This window comes from Alphaproteobacteria bacterium RIFCSPHIGHO2_01_FULL_41_14 (assembly GCA_001767855.1).
Classification (GTDB): Bacteria; Pseudomonadota; Alphaproteobacteria; order UBA7879; family UBA5542; genus 2-01-FULL-41-14.
Genome location: MEMF01000002.1, coordinates 772,255 through 793,822 on the forward strand (window position 1 = coordinate 772,255; position 21,568 = coordinate 793,822).

A 21,568-nucleotide genomic window follows, 5' to 3' on the forward strand; every position below is an offset into this window, starting at 1 on the left:
CAACAGCTCCTAAACTCCTAATGGAAGAAAGTGTGAACAAACTCTCCAAATCTTTTTACCGGGATAGCATTTTTATGCAAGTTTGGATAGATATAAAAGAAATCAATAACACTTCCTTCGTGATCAGGAAGAACGGGCACAAGATTTTTATTATCACCCACCATTTCAGAGGAAAGCGCCGCAATACCAAACCCTCGCTCTGTCAAATCTAGTCGCGTCTTAAAACAACTTGTTTGAATATAGGGTTCCCGCGGATTCCCAAAAGACAATCCCGCAAAGAGATGCCAGTTGACGACGGAAGACAAATCATTTTTAGGGCCGTACGCCAACAAGCGATGATGCGACAAATCTTCCAGTCGCTTTGGGGTTCCGAATTCTTTCAAATAAGCCTTACTTGCATATAGCCTGATATGTAGCCTGGTTAAAAATTCTTGTACAACGTTTGTTGCGTTCTGCATATAGGGCCTAATCGCCACCATCATGTCGCTTGAATCGAGATCAGAAACATTCCATGCATCTACTTTGTTAATGTTTAGGCGAATATCTGGGTATGATTCTAAGAAACCATGGAGATTAGGCAATAAAAAGTGATCATAGAAGTTATCTAAAACACTAATATTTAATAAACCACGAGCTTCATTATGAACATTTTTAACAATGTTTTTCATGCCCTCGATACGGTTTAAAATCTCTCTTGTCTCCTCTAAAAGAGCCTGTCCTTCAGGGGTTAAAATTAATCCTCGAGCTTTGCGCGTAAATAGCTTCGTACGCAATCTCGTTTCCATAGAAATGATTTTTCGACTGACATTAGATTGGTCCATATTTAATTCTATGGCCGCACTCGTGAAGCTCCCTGCATTGGCAACTATATAAAAGGTCTTTAACTGATCTAACGTCATTATCTAAAATCCATTCAAATATTAACTAGTAATACATAAATTACTAATTTAAGTTATTCATATCATATTTTTCTGATAATACAAAAAAATGATTATTCTGTTTATATTTTGAAAAGATTACTCAAGTCCCAACATCGAAAGGCGCGCACTCTCATACTTCGTCTTGGGAGACAGCCAGATATCACAAAAAGCCTTGGCAAATGTCATATCTCCAGATTCTTTCAGTAATCGATCATTATAATAGAAAAGGATCTTTTGCTCTGGCATATAAACGACCGTTACTAAATCACCCTCTTTTAAGTCTGGATAAAAAGACTCAAGAAACTGGGTATAGTCTCTAGATTGACTTTCTGTCATCTTCGTATTTCTTTTCATTACTTCTATTGTACTATCCAACATCTCTTTTTTACTTGAATCCCACCTGGCTTTAACCTCCAAGGCAAAAAGCTGGTCATATCCCCACTTTTTTCCGTTCTCAACCCACAAACTAATATCATAAGCAGGAATAATAAATTTATAGACCGTCCCTTTTCCTAAGCACTTTTCTTGTCCAAAATACTTTTGGATAACAAGAGAGTTATCTGCTCCAGCAGAAAGAGTGATCTGTCCTACCAGTATGAGAAAGAAACTAAATATTGAAATAAGATTTTTTTTTATAATTTCTACTACCTGTCAAAATTAAGATCCTATGGCGTCATCAATCACGACTATGTCTTGATCATCCGCCACATTCAGCATCTCTCGTGCTTTTTCATCTAATAAGTCGCGGTCCAAATGTTTTGGACGCATCAACTTAACCTTGTTTTGTAATTTTTTTTCTTCTTCTTCTAATACCAATAGGATTTTGCGACTGTCCTGTAATTCAGTCTCTAGGGAGCGCCACGAAAACCATCCGTGATCTCCGCTCAGAATATGCCAAAAAAAATAGATAAATAGAATGGATGAAGAAGCAGGCAGAAAGAATTTTTTTAGGTAATAGCGGTACTGTCTATTCATAGCCTTTCAAAGATACGCTATTTATAGGTTTTTGGAAATGCCTGTTTTCCGAAATAATACCCATTACCTTCTAATTCTTCCTCAATCCTTAGAAGTTGATTATACTTAGCTATTCTATCCGTTCGCGACAAAGATCCTGTTTTAATTTGCCCTGTCCCCAAAGCAACAGATAAATCAGAAATAAATGTATCTTCCGTTTCACCCGAACGATGGGAAATGATAGCCGTCATGGACTGACGATGGGCTGATTGTACCGTTGAGATCGTCTCAGATAAGGTGCCTACCTGATTCAGCTTAATGAGAATAGAGTTCGCTGCCTCCCTCTGACACCCCTTGAGGAGTCTTTTTTCTGACGTTACAAACAGGTCATCTCCCACCAGCTGTACCAAGGATCCCATCTGCTGGGTCATATGGTGCCACCCTGTCCAATCATCTTCTGCCATGCCATCTTCAATGGAAACGATGGGATAGGCTTTTATGAGCTCGAAATAATAGTCAGATAGTTGTTCTGCGGACATGCTCTTCTTCTCTCCCTCAAAATGATACTGACCATTCTTATAGAGCTCTGTAGCGGCCACATCTAAGGCCAAGGCCATGTCTTGTTGAGGCTTAAAGCCAGCTGATTGAATGGCTGTCACAAGCAAATCAAGGGCGTCGCGGTTTGATCGAAGATTGGGGGCAAATCCACCTTCATCTCCCACATTCGTATTCAACCCTTTTTCTTTCAGTAACGCCTTGAGGGCATAAAAAACTTCTGCTCCCATCTTCATAGCATCAGCAAACGTCTTCGCCCCCACGGGGACAATCATAAACTCTTGGATATCCAGGTTATTATCCCCATGCGCGCCCCCATTAATCACGTTCATCAACGGAATAGGCAAAATGCGGGCAGAAGGCCCTCCTAAATACCGATATAGCGGACACCCGAGTTCGTCTGCCCCTGCCCGTGCCACGGCCAGGCTCGTTCCCAAAATGGCATTAGCCCCTAATTTCTTCTTATTGGGTGTTCCATCCAAGGCACACAGCGTTTTATCAATGAGTAGTTGGTCCAGACCTTCCAGCCCTCTGAGCGCATCAAAAATATCGTGAGTCACATGATCAACCGCTTTTAACACCCCCTTGCCTCCGAAAGCTTTGCCTCCATCCCGCAATTCCACTGCCTCATGGCTGCCCGTCGACGCTCCCGACGGTACAGATGCCCGACCCCAAGCCCCACTTTCCAATAAAACCTCCACTTCAAGGGTAGGGGTCCCCCGACTATCAAAAATTTGACGCCCAATAATATCAACAATGGAACTCATAAAAATCTCCTATAAATGAACCGGATTTCTTTTGGCAAAAGAATCGAGTTCTTTCAACTCCATCAACACCCGTCGCATATCTTTTAAATAAATCATATTAGGGCCATCACTGGGGGCGTGATCTGGATCTTGGTGTGTTTCCATAAAAAACGCCGCAACACCAATGGCAGCCGCCCCCCGTGCCAGAATGGGGGCAAACTCTCGCTGTCCCCCGCTTTTGGATCCTTGTCCCCCTGGCTCCTGAACCGAATGGGTCGCGTCAAACACCACAGGATAGCCTGTCTGTGCCATGATGGGGAAACTTCGCATATCCACCACCAGCCGATTGTACCCAAAGGTCACCCCCCGTTCACATAATAAGATATTTTTGTTGCCCGTGGTTTCAATCTTCTTGGCGATATTCGCAGCATCCCACGGCGCTAGAAACTGACCTTTTTTCACATTCAGAACCCGCCCTGTCCGACCTGCGGCTAATAAAAGATCCGTCTGTCGGCACAAATATGCTGGGATCTGTAAGACATCCACATAGGGGGCCACGTCTCTGCACTGTTCTTCTGTATGCACATCTGTGACCACCGGACAGCCAAATTTGGATCGAATCTTCTCAAACACAGGCATAGCCTTTTCTAGTCCCATGCCCCGCTCCCCTGAAATGCTCGTGCGATTTGCTTTATCAAAGGAGGTTTTGTAGATAAAAGGAATCTGAAGATCACCACACAGTTCCACCAGCGCATGGGCCATTTCAAAGGCATGGGCCTCACTTTCCATCTGGCACGGGCCTGCCAATAAGGTAAACGGGAGGTCATTTCCAATTTTTAAGGAGCCAACAGGAACGTGTACAGGAAGGATCATGGACATCTACTTTCTTTTTAAAGCGGCTTTTAAAAATGATACAAACAAAGGGTGGGGAGAAAAGGGTCGAGATTTAAGCTCTGGATGAAATTGAACAGCAACAAACCACGCATGGTCTTTAAGCTCAATGATCTCAGGCAGTTTCCCATCAGGAGACATCCCTGAAAAGACCACGCCCGCTTTCTCTAAATCGGCTTTATATTTAATATTCACTTCGTATCGATGGCGATGGCGTTCTTGAATCATGTTCCCTTGATACGCCTCATAAGCCTTTGTGCGGTCTAAAACAGTGCACGGATAATTACCGAGTCGCATCGTCCCCCCCTTATCAGATTGCTCTGTCCGGGCCTCCAAAGCACCCTCCTTCTCCCATTCACCCATCAAACAAACAACCGGAGTCTTTGGGTTTTCCAACTCAGTAGATCCCGCCTCTTTGAGGCCTGCCACCTGCCGTGCGATTTCAATCAAGGAAAGCTGCAAGCCAAAGCAAATACCAAAAAACGGCACATTGTTTTCTCGTGCATATCGGATGGCCAACATTTTCCCATCCACCCCACGCCCGCCAAATCCACCAGGCACCAGAATGCCATCCAGTTCAGATAACATGGATTTATAAGTTTTGGGGATTAACGTATCGGCATCAATCCACCGAATCTGAACCTGGGTATGAAGGTGAACCCCTCCATGAATGAGTGCCTCATGAATAGATTTATAAGCGTCTTGCAAAGAGACATATTTTCCAATGAGACCGATTGTCACCGTATGTTTTGTACGGCTCTGGTTCTCCACAAATTTCTGCCAGTGGTTTAAATCTGGGGCTTTCTTTTGAAAGATCCCAAAATAGGATAAAATTTCTTTGTCTAGATTTTGTTTATGCAGCATCAGGGGCACTTCATAGATACTGCCAGCGTCTAAGGCTGATAGCACACGATCTTCGGGGATATTACAGAACAGAGAAAGTTTCGTACGTTCTTCAGCTGACATTTGTTTTTCACTGCGACACAAGAGAATGTCCGGTTGGATCCCATAACTCAAAAGCTCTTTTACCGAATGTTGGGTCGGTTTGGTTTTCAGTTCCCCTGTTGTGGCAATATAGGGCAATAAGGTGAGGTGCACGAACAAAGAACGCTTCCGCCCAATATCATTGCTAAATTGACGCAAAGCTTCAATAAACGGCAGGCTTTCAATGTCTCCCACGGTGCCACCCACTTCAGTAATGAGAAAATCCAGATCCTCGTCATGGAAGCCTATGAATTCTTTTATTCGATTTGTAATATGGGGAATAACTTGGACAGTGCCCCCCAAGTACTCTCCCCGTCGCTCACGCTCGATTACGTCCCAATAAATTTGACCGGTGGTGATGGTATCTGATTTACGGGCATCCACATTGGTAAACCGTTCATAGTGGCCAAGATCCATATCGGTTTCAACACCGTCATTGGTCACAAAAACCTCCCCGTGTTGATACGGGTTCATGGTGCCGGGGTCTACGTTGATATAGGGATCCATTTTGCGAAGACACACTTTATACCCATTGGCTTGCAGCAAGGTCCCAATTGAAGATGCCGCGATTCCTTTCCCTAAAGAAGAAAGAACACCACCTGTTACAAAAATATAGTATGTCACATTACCGCCCTTTCTTTTTTCCAAAAGAAAGGCTCCCTCTTATAAAATCACTGGCTGATTGGCGCCGCAGGAATGACGGGTTTCTGTTGGCTAATCTCGTCTAACACGGAACTTTCTACGCTCTTCCGCCCCGCGCCACTCAGAATGGCTAAAACAATGCAAAGTGTCATGAAAATAGTAGCCAAAACAGCGGTGACGTGAGTCAAAAGATTTTTTGCCCCCCGTGCCGACATCATGCCTCCCATAGCTGGCCCTCCAGAAGTCAGGCCTCCCCCTTCACTTTGTTGCAACAAAATGCAAATAATCATGGCAAGCGTTACGAAGGAGAGAATAATTAATAAGAATGTGGTCATCTGTTCGTCCTTAAGAAATAAAATTGTTCCTTCTTTTCTATAGACATTCCCTTATTTATTCAAGGTTTTTTCTTAATCTCTCCCTTTTGTCGCCCTCGCGTAGGCGGGGGCCCAGAGTTTTGCGTCATCGCGAAAAGGCTTGAAAAGCCGACGAAGCGATCCATCTTTTTTAAGAGGAAGAAAGGTGGACTGCTTCAAAAATCCTCACAAATTTTTTCGCAGTGACAGGACTGGATCAACTCTATTATTTAAAATAAAAAAGCAGGACATTCATCCTGCTTTTTTGAAAGACATCTTGCTAGAAAAATAGCTTTTAAAAAAGCTTATTGCTTTGTCTTGGAAACTACGTTGTCAAGCCTCTTTTCACCAAGATCATAATCCGTGATTGTGACTTCGTTTCCACCTTCATCACGACACGTACATCCTTTTCGGTTATCCGCAGAAGTCGGATCCCACTTCCATCCTGCATTTTTCAAGCAAGCTGTACGACATGCCTCTTGTTGTTTTGCACTCATTCTGCGATCATCTCCCAAAGAATAAGAAGACAACCCACCAAACAAAACTGCTAAAAGTGTAACACTTAATAAAGACTTTTTCATTGAAACTCCTCCGTTATGAATCTTTGTATTCGCATAAGAAAAATATCTCACGATAGCTTAGAGGTCGTCAACAACTTTTATCGTCAAAAAAAGATGGAGGCTTTTTTGCAACACTTCCATCCTCCCCAAACCCAGGGACTCAACCCACTTCCGCGGCCACTTTTTCAACCCACGCGCCTTCCACATCCTGGTCCCAAAAAACAGTCTCTATTTTTTTATTTTGACACTCTTGCCATAAAGAAATAAAGGCCGCGTTTCGGCTAGATTCAAAAAGGTAAACCACCACCTCAAATCGGCTGAGCTCCTCTAGTTTTTTAGGTTCGATGGAAACACACACGGTGGCTCCATTCAATGGCTCTACTTTGGAAGAAAGCCAAATGGGCTGATTGGTCGCATCCCCTTCCTTTGACGTACCATGGGGTAAAAAGCTAGTAGGACGATAGGTCCACAACCCTTCATTAAAGGCCTGTACCGTTTCTTCATTGGAACACAAAACGAGGATGCGCTGACGCTGTTCATAAATCTTTTCTAAAAGCTTCGGCAAAACCTTTCCCAAAGGGGCCGACGTTAATTGGTAAAACCGGACTTTCATTCCAGCCTCCTTTATTTGTTTTCATAAAATTTCTGAACAAACGCATTTAAAAGCCGCACGCCAAACCCAATGGGGTACCGTCCTGACAACGTACGCGGCTCACTTGTCCACGCTGTGCCTGCAATATCAAGGTGGGCCCAGGGCTTCTTATTCACAAACCGCTGCAAGAACTGGGCGGCCGTTATACTGCCTGCCCCGTTATCCCCGATATTTTTCATGTCCGCAATGGGTGAATTAATATCTTTGTCATAGCGTTCATCCAAGGGCAGTTGCCAGACCTGCTCTTTTGTCTCTTCTCCCGCTTGACGCAGCTTATGCACCAATCCTTCATCATTTGAAAAGAGCCCAGCATACTTGCTACCCAACGAGACGCTGATAGCCCCGGTGAGCGTCGCCAAATCAATGATGAGTTTGGGATTAAAGGTTAATTGGGTGTACCACAAGGCATCCGCCAAGACCAGACGTCCTTCTGCATCCGTATTGAGAATCTCAATGGTCTGACCCGACATGGACGTCACCACATCTCCGGGGCGCTGGGCATTCCCATCGGGCATGTTCTCCACAAGCCCGACCACACCCACCACATTCACTTTGGCTTCTCGGGCGGCAAGCGCATACATCAGTCCGCATACTGCTGCAGAGCCGCCCATATCCATCTTCATTTCATCCATCTTCGCACTTGGTTTAATGGAGATACCACCGGTGTCAAACGTCACCCCTTTGCCCACAAAGGCAAGAGGCGCCTCATTATTCCCAGCCCCCTTCCAATGCATGACCACCAACTGGGCTTCCTTGGAGCTCCCCTGAGCCACACCGAGCAAGGCATTCATCCCCATCTTTTCCATATCCTTACGACCCAGGACTTCTACTTTCAGGCCTAGTTTGGAAAGATTCTTTAACTCTTTGGCATATGTCTCTGGATCCAAAATATTGGGGGGCTCACACATTAAATCGCGCGCAAACAAAACAGCTTCCACAACTTTTTCTTCTTTCTGAAAGACTGCTTCTGCATTCTTAGGCGAGTCCACTGAGAACACCACGTCTTCGAGCGCCAACTTTTGATTGGGTTTCAACTGTGTTCTATACTTATGAAAGTCATAGCCGCGCAATAGAAGGCCGCTGGCCATACCGGCTGCCAACTTCCCATTATCTAGATTAGCATTCTCAATGCCTTCAATCATCACTAGGATGTCCCTGTCTGGCACTTGGCGAAGATAGGTGACAAGGGAAGCCCCCCCTTCAATGGCATCTTGAAACTTTAAATCGTCTAACTTTCCCAGGCCAAACAAGATAACTCGGGTCAAAGAAAGGCCGCCGGGAGACGCCACCGGAAACACTTCTCCCTTTTTTCCCTCAAAATGAGCATTCTTGAGGGCACGGGCCAAAGCCCCCCCCATCTTTTCATTCAGAAGCTGGGCTGGCCCCGACAAAACATTCCCTTCGAAAACAGCCACACAGACAGTGCCTGTCGTGGGGAATTTAGACGGCTTGAAAGCTATATTCACAGAAAAATCCTCCTCATCTACGTATGGACTACGTCCTTTTAGCAAATTCTAAGAACGTCGTACAGGAAAAGAAGATTTTTAATCGGTTTTTGTTTTTGGATTGTTGTAGGCTGATAGGTACGCCGCCACTGTTGCCACTGTTCCTCCCAATCCAGACACAGTGGACCCCCCTTCACCCAAATCAACAACTTCATTCACTGATAATTGTTGCAAAACAAGAAGTCCAACACCCGCCGCCATGACAATATTCTCTAGCATTGTTCTTGACACATTTCGAATATTGGAACAAAGCTGATCCGCAGTCCATCCCACCCGAGCCCCACACAATCCTAGCCCACAATCCCACTTCTCCCCATATCCAGCACACCCCAATCGAGGCGCCCCTATCGGTACACCGTAACAACACCAACATTCACAGTTGTCTGTCCAGTAAGAGGATCCATCTATCTTTAAAAACTTTTTGGAAAAGGTAAGTGCTGCCACATTTCCTAGGCGCCCTGCCGTCAGTAGAGCTCCCAACCCCCGACTTTTAAGATAAGCGCTCACTTCGATCGTAACGGGCGACCTATCACTCAAACTATGAGTACCATAAAAATAAAAGCCGTGATGTTTTCTTAATTCTATGAGGCGCTGTAAATCAAGAAGACCATTTTCTTCTGACGGCCCTCCTTCAAATAAATCCGCAATCGGGAAATATTGATTCCCATGGACAAAATCAACAATGTCTTGAAAATCAGGATGTTCAAGCCCAGCGGCTGCCATAGAGTGTCCATAATCTGGAGATGCCCGCCCTCCCTCGATGACCGTATCTATAGAAACATTCGAAGTCCTAGAGACGCTTCTTGGCTGTTCCGCTATATGAGGTATGGGAATCACCGTGTCAAGATCTATCACTGTTCCTCTCCGTCGCATCCTTTCAAGAGAAGCAGACGCCTCTGCTGCAGGCGGCGCCTCTACTATAGAGTCAGAACGACTTTCTTCCTGCCGCTGCGACGCCGCAGCAGCACCGGAATCACCCCTCTCTGCTGCGCCCCGTGGCGACGTCTCAACAAAACTCAGAGGAGAAGAACGTCCTGTTTCCCCCGATTCCTGCCTGAACATCTCATAGTCAGGAGCAGGGCGTCTTGCTTCCCCTAATGTTGGATCGACCGTATCAAGATAGGAAGATGTTCTTTCCAACGGTGGTGGAGTCCTCCTCTCTCCTGTCTCCCCCCACACCCTAAATCTTTCTGCCGCATTTGCACCATCCCTCCCTCTTTCCTCTGTCGAACGCCGGTGATGATGTGTTTCATGCAGATGTTGGACCCACTTTACAAACCGTCTTTCGGGGACAAGAACAGTTTCCGACCGCCTGGTCTCTTGAGAGTAAAGGTTCCAAAAAGATCGAATCAGTCTTGCTACGACATAATATGAATGGCTTTCATCGTCTATAGCATCTCTTATTAAAGTTCTTAACCCAGCCATTACGTGGGGCTCTATTTTCCGAGCAGAAAAGGATTGTGATGCCAGCAAATAAGCCTGGGCACCAATATCGTTCGGGCTACACTTCAAGAGCAGACGACGAGCTTCTTCATAATCTCCTCTATTAAAGCAATCAACCCCTTCTTTAAGAGGATTGGTATAAGAAAACAAAACTAAAAACAAAACCGGATAAAAAATTTTGAAAAACATGTGTGTCCCCCTGATTTTTGCTTTTATATGGTCGTTATTAAAATAGTACAGAAGAAACGAATCTGAAACAAGATGCCCCCTCTCTAAAAAAAACTATAAGGATCCACGTCAATTTGGAATCGGATGTGGGCAGGCAATGCCGCCGCCGCGCGCCACCTCTTTAAAAAAGCCTGCAGCTTCAGGGTCCTCGGGCTTTTCACCAAGAACCGCCAACGATACTGGCCTTTGAGCCGGCTCATGGCTGCGGGCACAGGGCCCAGTACCTCAATGTCTTTCACCCGAGGAATCACGGCCGCTAGAGCGCGCGCCGCCTTCTCCACCTCTGGTGCTTGCCGTCCTGAGAGAATCACTGCGGCAAGTCGTCCATAGGGCGGAAATCCATACATCTCACGGCTTTCTTTTTCCAACGCCAGGAAAAGGGAAGGATCTTGCACCAGCAAGGCACACATCACCGGATGATCCCCCCTATGGGATTGAATGAGCACGCGGCCTTTTTTCTCCGCACGCCCCGAACGCCCGGCCACTTGATGCAGCAACTGATACGTGCGCTCCACCAAGCGCAAATCGCTACCCCCCAGCCCCAAGTCGCCATCAATCACCCCCACCAAAGTCAAGTGGGGAAAATGATGCCCTTTGGCCATCACTTGCGTCCCCACAATGATGTCCACCTCTCTGTTCTCAATCTTCGAGATCATAGCTTCGGCCTGCTTCATGGTGGTCATGGTGTCACTGGTCATCATCAACGGACGGGCATCAGGAAAAAGCGCCGTCACTTCCTCCATCACACGCTCCACCCCCGGGCCACACGGCACAAAACTCTTTTCAGCTCCACATCCCGGACACACCGTTCGGGGCTTCTCTCCATGGCCACAATGATGGCATTGCAGCTTATTTTGGCTTTTGTGATACACCAACCACGCGTCACACTGTTTGCATGTTGTCCGCATCCCACACGCCTGGCACAGTAACAACGGGGCATACCCCCGACGATTGAGAAACAAGAGTACTTGATTCCCCGCTGCCAGCGTTTCTTTCATCTCTTGATAGAGAGGTTTAGAAATCCATTGGCTTCCCGGCACGCCGCCCCCCTTTTCTTCCCGTCGATCCACCAACACCACCTCCGGAAAGGTGGCCTCTGCATACCGTTCTCCCAGATGACATCTCTCATAGCGCCCTTGCTCTACATTCACCAAGGTTTCCAAAGAGGGCGTCGCAGAAGCGAGCACCACCAAGCAGGAGGCAAAAGACGCCCGCACCACAGCCATGTCACGCGCTTGATAGAAAACACCAGACTCTTGCTTATATCCTCCGTCGTGCTCTTCATCCACAACCACCAACCCCAGATCTTGGTACGGTAGGAATAAGGCAGACCGGGCTCCCACCACCACACGAGCGTCTCCGCGGGCGACTTTCTCCCAGTTGTCTCGCCGCTGGGCTGACGTCAGGTCCGAGTGCCACAACAAGGGCTTTTCCCCGAATCGCCGTTCAAAGCGTGCTACCCATTGAGCACTCAGCGCAATCTCCGGCAACAACACCACCGCCTGTTTCCCCCGGTCAGAAGCTTCTTTGATCAACTCTAAATAAACTTCTGTTTTGCCCGAGCCCGTGGCACCTTCCAACAAAACGGTGTGGAATCCATTGAGTCTTTCGGCCAAAAAAGAAGCGCAGTGTTGTTGGGCTTCTGACAAGACAACGGGGACACGTGGCTGAAGAGCAGGCGCCTCTTTGGAGGTCTTCCGTTTCCGTTCCTTAAACACCGAAGGCTCTGCCATCACCATTTTGAGCACCAGTCCCAAAGGGGAAAGATAATACTGGGAAACCCACTCGATGAACTGCCGGGTCTGGTCGGTCAAGGGAGGGAGATCTTTCTTTTTCAAAATCGGTTTTAGGGTATACGCCGCCCGCGTTTTGGTGATCACCTCTCCCGCTGGCGCCGGCACCTCCTCCGCTACATCCTCCGCTTCTCCCCACACCACCCCAATGAGGGTGCGGGATCCAAAAGAAACCTGCACGTAATCACCCCGCCCCACCGTCAACGCCTCTGGCACTTGGTACGTAAAGGTCTGATCAAAGGGCACCGGCAGTAAGATTGCAATTTTTTTTAGACTAGGCACTGACATTGTTTCTTTTTTTCGGTATGGTGAGAGCTGAACTTTAATTAGTAACAGAAAGAAGTGGAGAGTCCATGAAATTTTTTATAGACGGCGTCGATATTGCGGAGATTAAAGACCTGGCGGCCATGGGGGCAGTAGATGGGGTTACAACCAACCCTTCCATCATTGCCAAATCAGGCCGCCCTTTCAAAGACGTGATCAAAGAAATCTGTGAGATTGTGCAAGGCCCCGTCAGTGCCGAAGTGGTCTCTCTCCACGCCAAGGAAATGGTCAGCGAAGGCCGTACTCTTGCCAAAATTGCCCCTAATGTCTGTGTGAAAGTACCCTTAACAGCCGAGGGTCTTAAAGCTTGCAACATTTTTCACCAAGAAGGCATTATGACCAACGTCACGCTCTGCTTTTCTTCCGGCCAAGCCCTGCTAGCCGCCAAAGCCGGTGCCACCTTCGTGTCTCCCTTTGTGGGACGCCTGGATGATATTTCCGAAGACGGCATGGCTTTGATCCAAGAGATTTGCCAAATTTATGGGAACTATCCTGAACTCACCACTGAAATATTGGTGGCCTCCGTGCGCAACCCCCGACACATTTTGGACGCCGCCCTCATGGGAGCCCATGTGGTGACCGCGCCTGCGAAAGTGATCAAGCAACTCTTAAACCACCCCCTCACGGAGGCGGGCCTCACCGCGTTCCTAAAAGATTGGAAAGAGTCAGGCCAGAAGATTTAATATGTCTCTCCCCACCACCAGTTGGATCACGTGGCTGCAAAAAGAAAAGAAGCTGTCACCTTTAACGGTGCAAGTGTATAACCGTGTCCTGACCCAATTTTTGTCCTTCACTCAAGCCCATTTGGGTGAGGAGATTCAGCTCTCTCACCTCAAAGACTTGAAATCCAAAGACTTCCGCGCCTGGATGACAGACCTTCTCTCTGCCCAAGAACAAACCAAATCCTCGGTGACGCGCGCAGTGTCCGTCATTCGCAGTTTCTTTTTGTTCCTCGATCAGGAAAACTTGGTGCATAACCCCCTTGCTCGGAACCTCCGGGCCCCCCGACGCGAGCAATCCCTGCCTCGGGCGCTTTCCCAAGAGGATACCCGAACGCTGCTCAGCCATGCCTCTGATCTGGTGACGGAAGAATGGGTGGGCAAGCGCGACCAGGCCTTTTTCACGTTGCTCTATGGCTGTGGCCTCCGCATTAATGAGGCGCTTACCCTCAATCAAGGGGATATCCCCCCACCGAATGGCATGCTGCGCGTGCAAGGAAAGGGCAACAAAGAGCGCGTGGTACCGTTTTTGCCCCTGGTGTGGCAGAGAATCCAAGAGTATCTCGCTATCTGCCCGTTTTTGAAATCCCACGAGCAGCCTCTTTTTTATGGCCAGCAGGGCAAGCGGCTGAATGTATCAGTAGCCGAGCGGGCTATCACTTTGTTGCGCCGTTCCTTAGGCCTCCCAGAAACCGCCACGCCTCACGCCTTGCGTCATAGCTTTGCCACGCATTTGTTAGAGGAAAACGCCGATCTCCGCACCATCCAAGAACTCTTGGGACACGCCTCCCTCTCCACTACCCAGAGATACACCAAAATCAACCGTAAAAAGCTGCAGCAAGTTTATAAAAATAGTCATCCGCGGGCGTAAAATCCCCCTCCGTCATTGCGCGGAGAGCCCATAGGGATCGACAAAGCAATCCATCTTTTATGAAAGCACAAGACAGCTGGATTGCTTCAGGAATCCTGACAGATTCCTTCGCAATGACGGAAAAGTTGAACAGAGTTTGGCCCTATTCGTTGTCGCTGTACGGGCTCGCCTTTTCATAAAAGGGAGAGACGGCCTGAACAAACTTTTCGATGAAAGAGGGGTTCGTTTCCCCATTCACGTTTTTAATCACAAGACGGCCCTGCTGTTTGGGTGGCTCAAGCCCTCCAAAATCATAGAGCGCCCCTATGATAATAAGCTCGCCCTTGCGGACTTGGTCTTTATACCGCTCTAAAGCCTTGGCCACCTGAACATTAATATTCAGGGCGATATTTTCTCGGACCGTCCTGATCTGCGCTGCTGTTTGGTCCTTGGGCGATCCCGGAATTAGCTGAGACACCGTATGTCCCTTCAGACCAGCTCTGATGCTCTCTAATTCTCTGTAAATAGGCGTATGCTGCGCTTTTAATTCTTCCATGGTCTTGTCTGCAGAGGCTGCTGTGATCGCACCACAAAAATCGTGCCCCACAATGATCAGCAACGGGGTTTTCAGTTTCAGAACGCCATAGTCTACACCCCCCACGCCCGCCGTATCATCTAATTGATTGCCGATATTTCGAATCATGAAAATGTCATTGTCAGGTGTCTGATCAAAGGCATGGGTATGAACGCGGGAATCCCCGCACGAAACAATGGTAGAGCGAGGATGTTGAGAGTCTATAAATCCCTTAAAATAATGGGGGCCACGACCGCGCACAAAAATCCGATTGTCTTGGAAAATATTCACAAGCCCGCTTAAATTCTCTCGGTTGAATGACCGACCCTCCACCACAACAGACGGCCCTTTAGCAAAAATCAACCACGGAAAAACGAGTAGAAAAATCCCTAGTTTCATTTTATTTTACCTCCACCGTTCATGGTATAGGAAAGAAGAAAAAAAACAAAGTTGAAACCGTTCAAGAGACAGTCCCCATACAGAACTTGGAGATTTAATCTCTTCTGGATTCTAAAATGAGACCATTCCATATTTTTCTCACACAATAACCATGTGAGATTAGTCAAGAGCACTTACTCTTACTTCTCCAACCCTGTCTTCTTAGTTTCTCTATACTGCCTAGCCAATTCTTCCCACGCTTTTGCAGAGTCTGTGTAACCCAATTTTTTTGCGGCATGGGCTACTTTTTTCATTTCTGTTGAGATCTGCTTTGACAACGTTTCATAGAAAGACTGGGTGATGATGCCCGACAAAAGAGCTTGATCTGCCTCCTCTATTTCCAACTTCAAGGAATCGATCCACAGACTATATACTTCAAATTTTGCCTGCGGCGTTTTAACGGATTGAATCAAACGGCCGATGCCATTGATTCTAAAATGCGCTGCCTTCTTCTGATTCCAGGCGACGTAGGCCGCTTTTTGGTCTTCTGGCTTGGATTCTGCCATCCCCATGGCGGGGAACACCCCCATAAAAAATACGACGATGGCGAGTAAAAATTTTGCCATAATCCTCTCCTTGTTGAGCGTTCAGTATCTCATATCAAAAAATTCTGCGCAATCTTCGGCGCACGCTTGAGTTCCTTCCTAAATTCCATTAGACTGAACGGATGTTTTTGTGGTGTCCATGTTAGATTCTCAGCGTAGCTTTCAAAGCATTATTTTTGCTCTCCAAACTTTTTGGGCCAAGCAAGGGTGTGCCATCCTTCAACCTTACGATATGGAAATGGGGGCTGGCACCTTTCATCCCGGCACCACTTTGCACTCCATCGACCCTCATCCGTGGCGTGCCGCGTACGTCCAGCCATGTCGACGTCCCACTGACGGGCGATATGGCGAGAATCCCAACCGATTGGGCCATTACTACCAATTCCAAGTCATCATCAAGCCCGCCCCCGAAAATGCCCAAGAGCTTTATCTCGAAAGCCTCAAAGCCATTGGAACGGATACCATCACCAATGACATTCGCTTTGTGGAAGATGATTGGGAAAGCCCCACCCTGGGCGCGGCAGGACTTGGGTGGGAAGTCTGGTGCAATGGGGCAGAAGTCAGCCAGTTTACCTATTTTCAACAAATGGGCGGGATCCCCTGTTCCCCTGTCTCCATGGAGCTGACCTATGGCCTTGAACGCCTCGCCTTAGTTATCCAAAAGAAGGAAAGTATTTTTGATCTCAACTGGAATGGCTGCACCGGCAAAGAGGAGATTACCTACAAAGATGTTTTTTTGGAAAATGAGCGCCAATTTTCCCGCTATGCCTTTGAAGAAGCAGACACCGACATGCTCTTCCGTCAGTTTCATGACGCTGAAAAAGAATCCCGCGCTCTTTTGGCCAAAAACCTTCCCCTCCCGGCCTACGATCACTGCATGAAGGCGAGCCATCTCTTTAACTTACTAGATGCTCGTGGAATGATTAGTGTCACAGAGCGTCCCTCCTACATCGCCCGAGTGCGGGAGATGGCCAAGGGCTGTTGTCAATCGTGGGCCCAAAGCCAAGAACTGCCGATGGTGCCATGAGCGAATTTTTAGTGGAACTTTTTTCCGAAGAAATCCCCGCTGCCTTTCAAACCTTGGCCCAGGCCCAATTGGCGCACACCTTTGAGCTCAAACTCAAAAAAGAAAACATCCCCTTTGACACCATCAAAGCCTTTGGCACCCCGCGCCGCATGGGGATGGTGATCACCGGCCTGCCTTCCGTTCAGGCAGATCGCTCGGAAGAGCGACGTGGTCCACAGGTCAATGCACCCGCCGCCGCCATCGACGGCTTCCTGAAATCCATCCAGAAACAACGCCACGAATGTGAAGAAAAATACATGGGAGACAAAGGCCCCTTCCTCATAGCTACCCTCCATGAACGCGGGAAACCCACCGCTGAAATCTTAGCCACCTTTATTAAAGAGACGCTAGAAAATTTTGAATGGCCCAAATCCATGCGGTGGAAGTCCGATGATTTTCTCTGGGCCCGGCCCCTACATGGCATCCTCGCCTTGTTCGAAGGGCAGGTTGTTCCCGTTAAGTTGGAACAGTTAGCTATCCGTTCAGGAGCCTCCACCTTTGGCCACCGATTCTTGTCCCCCCACCGACTTGATGTAAAAAATTATGCTGATTACAAACTTCAACTCGCCGAAAATTATGTTCAAATAGACCCTTTAGACCGTCAGGCCTCCATTCGGGAACAAATCACCAAATTACTGGCCCACAAAGGGTTAACCCTGGAAGAAGACTCTGGTCTCTTGGAAGAGACAGCCAATTTGGTGGAATGGCCCGTGGTGCTGAGGGGCACCATAGACAAAAGATTCACGAGCCTTCCTGAAGAAGTCCTCATGACCTCCATGCGCGTCCATCAAAGGTATTTCTCCACCCGCGATTCAAAGGGCAAGCTTGCCTCCTCCTTTCTCATCGTTTCCAACATGGAAACCGCAGATCAAGGTCAACAAATCATCGACGGCAATGAACGGGTATTACGCGCCCGACTCAGTGACGCCCATTTCTTCTGGGCCCAAGATATGAGGCGCCCCTTGAGTGACTGGAACAAGCCCCTCACCCACCGTATTTTCCAAGAAAAGCTAGGTACCCTCGCTGACAAAATCGAGCGCCTCCAAAAAACCTCGGCGCTGCTTCTGGCCTGCTTCCCCACCGTGGATCCCAAGCAGGCTGAGCAATCCATCTCTCTCCTCAAAGCAGACCTCTCCACAAGCATGGTGGGGGAATTTCCCGAGCTTCAAGGCATTATGGGCAGCCACTATGCTAAAGCCCAGGGTATCAACCCTAACATTGCGCTGGCCATTCGCGAACATTATGCCCCTGTCGGCCCGCAGGATATCTGTCCCAAGGCAGATCTCTCCGTGCATGTGGCCTTAGTGGATAAATTGGATACCCTCGTCGGGTTTTTTGCTGTGGGGCTTGAGCCCACCGCCTCCAAAGATCCCTACGCGCTTCGCCGTACAGCTCTCGGGATCATCCGCCTCATTCATGAAAATGAGCTCCCTATGTCCATCGACGAGCTCATCAAAGTGGCACTCACTCCGTATACCTTCCCTCAGGCTAAGAAAGAAAAGGCAGCGCTTAAAATAAAAGCATTTATTCAAGACCGTTTGGTTGTTTATTTAAAGCAGTTGTATTCGGCCTCCCTTTTAAATGCCGTCTTGAGGCAAGGGGGAAACCTCTTCATCACGGATCTAAACCTGAAACTCTCTGCCCTCAAAGCGTTTCTCGAGTCTCCTGACGGGCCAGACTTTATCACGGTGTACAAGCGTGCGGCTAACATCCTGAAGCAAGAAGGCGCCCTAAAAACAGAAGAGATTAATTCGCAACTGTTCGTCAAAGAGGAACATAATCTCTTTGACGCCATCCTCGCCACCCAAACGGTATTGGATGTCTGCCTCGCTGACCCCACGCCTCATTACGCGAAGGCCATTCAAACCTTGGCGTCTCTTAAAGCACCTCTTGAGGTGTTCTTCTCTAATGTGAGGGTGCAAGATCCAGATCCCCTCTTACGCCATAATCGACTCAGCCTTCTCAAACGCATTGAGGTGGCCTGTTCCCGCATTTGTGACCTAGAAAAGCTATAGCCAAACTCAGGTCTTCTAGTGAGGACGAGAACGATCAGCCATCACCCCTGCTTGGCTGTACAGTTTCTTTGCACCCACGTCTGGTCTGATATTTTCCCTACTCCCCCCTTCTTGCCTAGAACTTGCGACAGCAGCCGCCCCTCTCGTTGCTTCACCGCCTGTGTTTCTCTTAAGCTCTGCCGGAATTTTCTTCCTTTCCCAAAAATCAGAATCAGCCAAATACCTCTGAACCCTCTCTAAAGAGAGTTCCCCTTCAAGGGCAGATCTCTTTGCAGCCAGAGCTTCTCCGAAAGGAAACATATAGTCTCTCCTTTCTGTGATTCCTAGAGGCTCATGAAAGGAAGTGAGCAAATCATTTAGTTGAGAAGCCGTTTCCATGTCTTCTTTTGCGATCATCAAAAGAGTTAAGTGTGGATTCTGAGGATAAAAATATTGTCCCAATGTTGGAGCAATGCTTGCCGTATATCCATTTGTATACTCCGAAAGAACTGCCCCTGCCCCACCTTTCATAAAATGATCAGTAGATGTCCTCATTACATCAAAACACTCTCCATAAAAAATAGATCGCTGACCGGCCCAGGCGATCAGTTTACCATAAATTGCTCCCTCCTCCTCTTTCAGAGTTCCCTGATTGTTTGTGAGTAAATGGAGTAGTTTTTTTATAAACTCATCATAGATTGCCTGCGCTTCTGTAAAAAACCCTCGCCGAATCCGTAACTGAGAAGCCCCCCGCTCCTCAGTCGTCAATCCGGTGAGTTCACCCCCTTGTTGCGCAATGAGATTTTTTAATTGTTCTAATCTAGATATGGACGCAGCTTTAGCTTGGGTATCTGCTCCATTTCTTAAACTATTCCATGTGGCATAAAGTTTGGTTTTTTCTTCTACCCCAAGGCTATAAAGGGCCTGTAAATTCGAAGTTCTTTGAATACGACTCTCAATGGGCTCCTCTTCAAGCGCAGCAACGGTATACCCTTTCCCCGCACAGAAGAAAAGGATTGCCATAAATAATAGTATGATTTTCTTGAATAAATATGTCATGTTTGTTCTCCCACGTTAGCGACGGTCAGGAAAAATCTGAACCCCAATCTTATTAATAGTCCTGCAAAGCAAAAGGGAAATCAATGAAATTATGATGCCCTAAAACTTTATATCTCCGTCCTCAGAAAAGGTATTCCCACGCCTTTTTGATTCCGGTATACTGAACCCCGAGTTTTAATGAATAAGGAAGAAAAATGACACAGAGCGTAACAGATACAACATTTCAATTTGAGGTTTTAAACGCCACAGTTCCCGTTCTGGTGGATTTCTGGGCCCCCTGGTGTGGCCCGTGTCGCATGTTGGGTCCCATTCTAGAAGACCTGGCTCAAGAGATGGGAGATCTGGTCAAAGTGGTTAAAATAGACATCGACGAGAACCCCAACGCCGCCGCTACCTACAATGTGCGCACCATTCCCACCATGATTTTGTTCCATCACGGACAAGCCATTGACACCAAGATTGGCGTATTGCCAAAAAACAAATTAAAAGAATGGGTTGAGTCCATTCTCTAGAATTTTGACTTTTCAAACGGATATGCTTATAGTGAAGCCGTTTTAAGCAGTAAGGATTCGAATGTTCATTCAAACGGAACAAACGCCTAATCCATCGGCCCTCAAATTTATTCCCGGGCCTCATCTCCTCGATGAACCTATGGATTTCCCCAATAAAGAGACGGCCAGAATCTCCCCTTTGGCCTTGCGTCTCTTTCAGGTAGAAGGCGTAGAAGGCGTTTTCATTGGTACAAACTTTATCACTGTGACCAAATCGGATGAGATAGAGTGGTCCATGCTCAAACCTTCTCTTCTGGGCAGCATGATGGAACATCTCCTGGCCCACAAGCCTATTCTCCAAGAGGTTGTTGACGCCGCCCCCCCTTCCAATCCGAGCACCACAGAGGACAGCGATGTGGTGAAAGAAATCAAAGAGATTCTCGACGCCCGCGTCCGACCGACTGTGGCCCAAGATGGGGGAGATATTATTTTTGATCGGTTTGAAGATGGCGTTGTGTATCTGAAGCTCCAAGGGGCATGCTCCAGCTGCCCTAGTTCCACCATGACCCTTAAATCTGGCATTGAAAATATGCTGAGATATTACGTTCCCGAAGTCACCGAAGTGAGGGCTGTCTGATGCATAAAAATTATTTATCCCTATTTCAATCTTCCGCCTCCCCGCGCAGAACGCGCTATGGATGGGTCTTTGGCCTCCTGGTAATCCTTGGCTTTAGTAGTACTAAACTCCTAAAAGGATCGCTGCCCTACGCGGCCACTCCTTCCTCTGAGTTAGCCAAAAATCCCTTTCCCGGCACAGCTGATCTCAAGGAATATCTCCAACGGTTAAATCCTGCGCAGAAAAAAGAGGTGGATCTCATTGCCCGCACTGTCTTTGGGGAAGCACGCGGAGAAAAATCCTTTGACTCTCTTCAAGCCATCGCTCACGTTATTTTAAACCGCGTCAAAGACAACAAGAATTGGCCCAACTCTGTTCGAGCCGTCATTCACCAGAAAAATCAGTTTTCGTGCTGGAATGAGGGAGACCCTAACTATGGAGCCGTTCAATCTGTGACATTCAACAATCCTGAGTTCCGCCAAGCCTATCAAGCCACGCTCGCAGCCCTCTTGTCAGAAGAAGACATTACCCATGGCGCGAATCATTATCATGCGAAATGGGTAAACCCTTCCTGGGCGCAGCAGAAAAATATGATTCCAGTGGCAGAAATCGAACAACACCTCTTTTACAAAGCCTAAGATCTCTTTGTCCACAAGCTTGGTCTAA

The 21,568-nt window shown here is 47.5% G+C and carries 22 protein-coding genes; 7 read left to right on the forward strand and 15 right to left on the reverse strand.

What is annotated here, in order from left to right:
• Positions 1–17 precede the first annotated feature (17 nt).
• The 12 genes from A2621_03835 to A2621_03890 form a co-directional block, all read right to left on the reverse strand.
• Complete coding sequence (locus A2621_03835) at positions 18–899, reverse strand: hypothetical protein (protein OFW89984.1); 882 nt, start codon at positions 897–899, stop codon at positions 18–20.
• Positions 900–1,016: 117 nt separating this feature from the next.
• A complete protein-coding gene (locus A2621_03840; GenBank protein ID OFW89985.1) occupies positions 1,017–1,385 on the reverse strand; it encodes a hypothetical protein in 369 nt (122 codons plus the stop codon).
• A 192-nt stretch (positions 1,386–1,577) separates the two neighbouring features.
• Entirely contained in the window at positions 1,578–1,829 is a 252-nt protein-coding gene (locus tag A2621_03845; protein OFW90140.1) for a hypothetical protein, read from the reverse strand.
• Between the two features lie 83 nt (positions 1,830–1,912).
• Entirely contained in the window at positions 1,913–3,196 is a 1,284-nt protein-coding gene (locus tag A2621_03850; protein ID OFW89986.1) for a phosphopyruvate hydratase, read from the reverse strand.
• 9 nt (positions 3,197–3,205) lie between these two features.
• Positions 3,206–4,048, reverse strand: a complete 843-nt coding sequence (locus A2621_03855) for a 3-deoxy-8-phosphooctulonate synthase (GenBank protein OFW90141.1) — start codon at positions 4,046–4,048, stop codon at positions 3,206–3,208.
• Positions 4,049–4,054: 6 nt separating this feature from the next.
• Positions 4,055–5,674 carry a CTP synthase gene (locus tag A2621_03860; GenBank protein ID OFW90142.1) on the reverse strand — a complete coding sequence of 540 codons (1,620 nt, stop codon included), beginning with the start codon at positions 5,672–5,674 and terminating at the stop codon, positions 4,055–4,057.
• 47 nt (positions 5,675–5,721) lie between these two features.
• Complete coding sequence (locus A2621_03865; protein OFW89987.1) at positions 5,722–6,027, reverse strand: preprotein translocase subunit SecG; 306 nt, start codon at positions 6,025–6,027, stop codon at positions 5,722–5,724.
• A 323-nt stretch (positions 6,028–6,350) separates the two neighbouring features.
• Positions 6,351–6,626: a hypothetical protein gene (locus tag A2621_03870; GenBank protein ID OFW89988.1), complete on the reverse strand. Its 276-nt coding sequence runs from the start codon at positions 6,624–6,626 to the stop codon at positions 6,351–6,353.
• A 139-nt stretch (positions 6,627–6,765) separates the two neighbouring features.
• A complete protein-coding gene (locus A2621_03875; GenBank protein ID OFW89989.1) occupies positions 6,766–7,218 on the reverse strand; it encodes a hypothetical protein in 453 nt (150 codons plus the stop codon).
• Positions 7,219–7,229: 11 nt separating this feature from the next.
• A complete protein-coding gene (locus tag A2621_03880) occupies positions 7,230–8,723 on the reverse strand; it encodes a leucyl aminopeptidase (GenBank protein ID OFW89990.1) in 1,494 nt (497 codons plus the stop codon).
• 78 nt (positions 8,724–8,801) lie between these two features.
• Positions 8,802–10,394 (reverse strand): hypothetical protein, encoded by a 1,593-nt coding sequence (locus tag A2621_03885; protein OFW89991.1) that lies wholly within the window; start codon positions 10,392–10,394, stop codon positions 8,802–8,804.
• 83 nt (positions 10,395–10,477) lie between these two features.
• A complete protein-coding gene (locus A2621_03890) occupies positions 10,478–12,514 on the reverse strand; it encodes a hypothetical protein (GenBank protein OFW89992.1) in 2,037 nt (678 codons plus the stop codon).
• Between the two features lie 65 nt (positions 12,515–12,579).
• On the opposite strand from A2621_03890, the gene A2621_03895 reads away from it, so the two are divergent.
• Both A2621_03895 and A2621_03900 read left to right on the forward strand, forming a co-directional pair.
• Positions 12,580–13,233, forward strand: coding sequence for a fructose-6-phosphate aldolase (locus A2621_03895; protein OFW89993.1), 654 nt, complete (start codon positions 12,580–12,582; stop codon positions 13,231–13,233).
• A 1-nt stretch (position 13,234) separates the two neighbouring features.
• Positions 13,235–14,140, forward strand: a complete 906-nt coding sequence (locus tag A2621_03900) for a hypothetical protein (GenBank protein OFW89994.1) — start codon at positions 13,235–13,237, stop codon at positions 14,138–14,140.
• A gap of 142 nt (positions 14,141–14,282) precedes the next feature.
• Here A2621_03900 and A2621_03905 read toward each other — a convergent pair whose 3' ends face one another.
• Together A2621_03905 and A2621_03910 are read right to left on the reverse strand one after the other, a co-directional pair.
• On the reverse strand, positions 14,283–15,092 hold the full coding sequence (locus A2621_03905) for a hypothetical protein (protein ID OFW89995.1): 810 nt from the start codon (positions 15,090–15,092) through the stop codon (positions 14,283–14,285).
• A gap of 179 nt (positions 15,093–15,271) precedes the next feature.
• Complete coding sequence (locus A2621_03910; GenBank protein OFW89996.1) at positions 15,272–15,697, reverse strand: hypothetical protein; 426 nt, start codon at positions 15,695–15,697, stop codon at positions 15,272–15,274.
• A gap of 118 nt (positions 15,698–15,815) precedes the next feature.
• On the opposite strand from A2621_03910, the gene A2621_03915 reads away from it, so the two are divergent.
• Positions 15,816–16,703: a glycine--tRNA ligase subunit alpha gene (locus tag A2621_03915; protein OFW89997.1), complete on the forward strand. Its 888-nt coding sequence runs from the start codon at positions 15,816–15,818 to the stop codon at positions 16,701–16,703.
• On the forward strand, positions 16,700–18,757 hold the full coding sequence (locus A2621_03920; GenBank protein ID OFW89998.1) for a glycine--tRNA ligase subunit beta: 2,058 nt from the start codon (positions 16,700–16,702) through the stop codon (positions 18,755–18,757). Before A2621_03915 ends, A2621_03920 begins: the two co-directional genes overlap by 4 nt.
• 15 nt (positions 18,758–18,772) lie before the next feature.
• Here A2621_03920 and A2621_03925 read toward each other — a convergent pair whose 3' ends face one another.
• Complete coding sequence (locus A2621_03925) at positions 18,773–19,759, reverse strand: hypothetical protein (protein ID OFW89999.1); 987 nt, start codon at positions 19,757–19,759, stop codon at positions 18,773–18,775.
• A gap of 230 nt (positions 19,760–19,989) precedes the next feature.
• On the opposite strand from A2621_03925, the gene A2621_03930 reads away from it, so the two are divergent.
• The 3 genes from A2621_03930 (at position 19,990) to A2621_03940 (ending at position 21,540) form a co-directional block, all read left to right on the forward strand.
• Complete coding sequence (locus A2621_03930; protein OFW90000.1) at positions 19,990–20,307, forward strand: thioredoxin; 318 nt, start codon at positions 19,990–19,992, stop codon at positions 20,305–20,307.
• A gap of 61 nt (positions 20,308–20,368) precedes the next feature.
• Positions 20,369–20,923, forward strand: coding sequence for an iron transporter (locus tag A2621_03935; GenBank protein ID OFW90001.1), 555 nt, complete (start codon positions 20,369–20,371; stop codon positions 20,921–20,923).
• A 230-nt stretch (positions 20,924–21,153) separates the two neighbouring features.
• A complete protein-coding gene (locus tag A2621_03940; GenBank protein OFW90143.1) occupies positions 21,154–21,540 on the forward strand; it encodes a hypothetical protein in 387 nt (128 codons plus the stop codon).
• Positions 21,541–21,568: the final 28 nt, after the last annotated feature.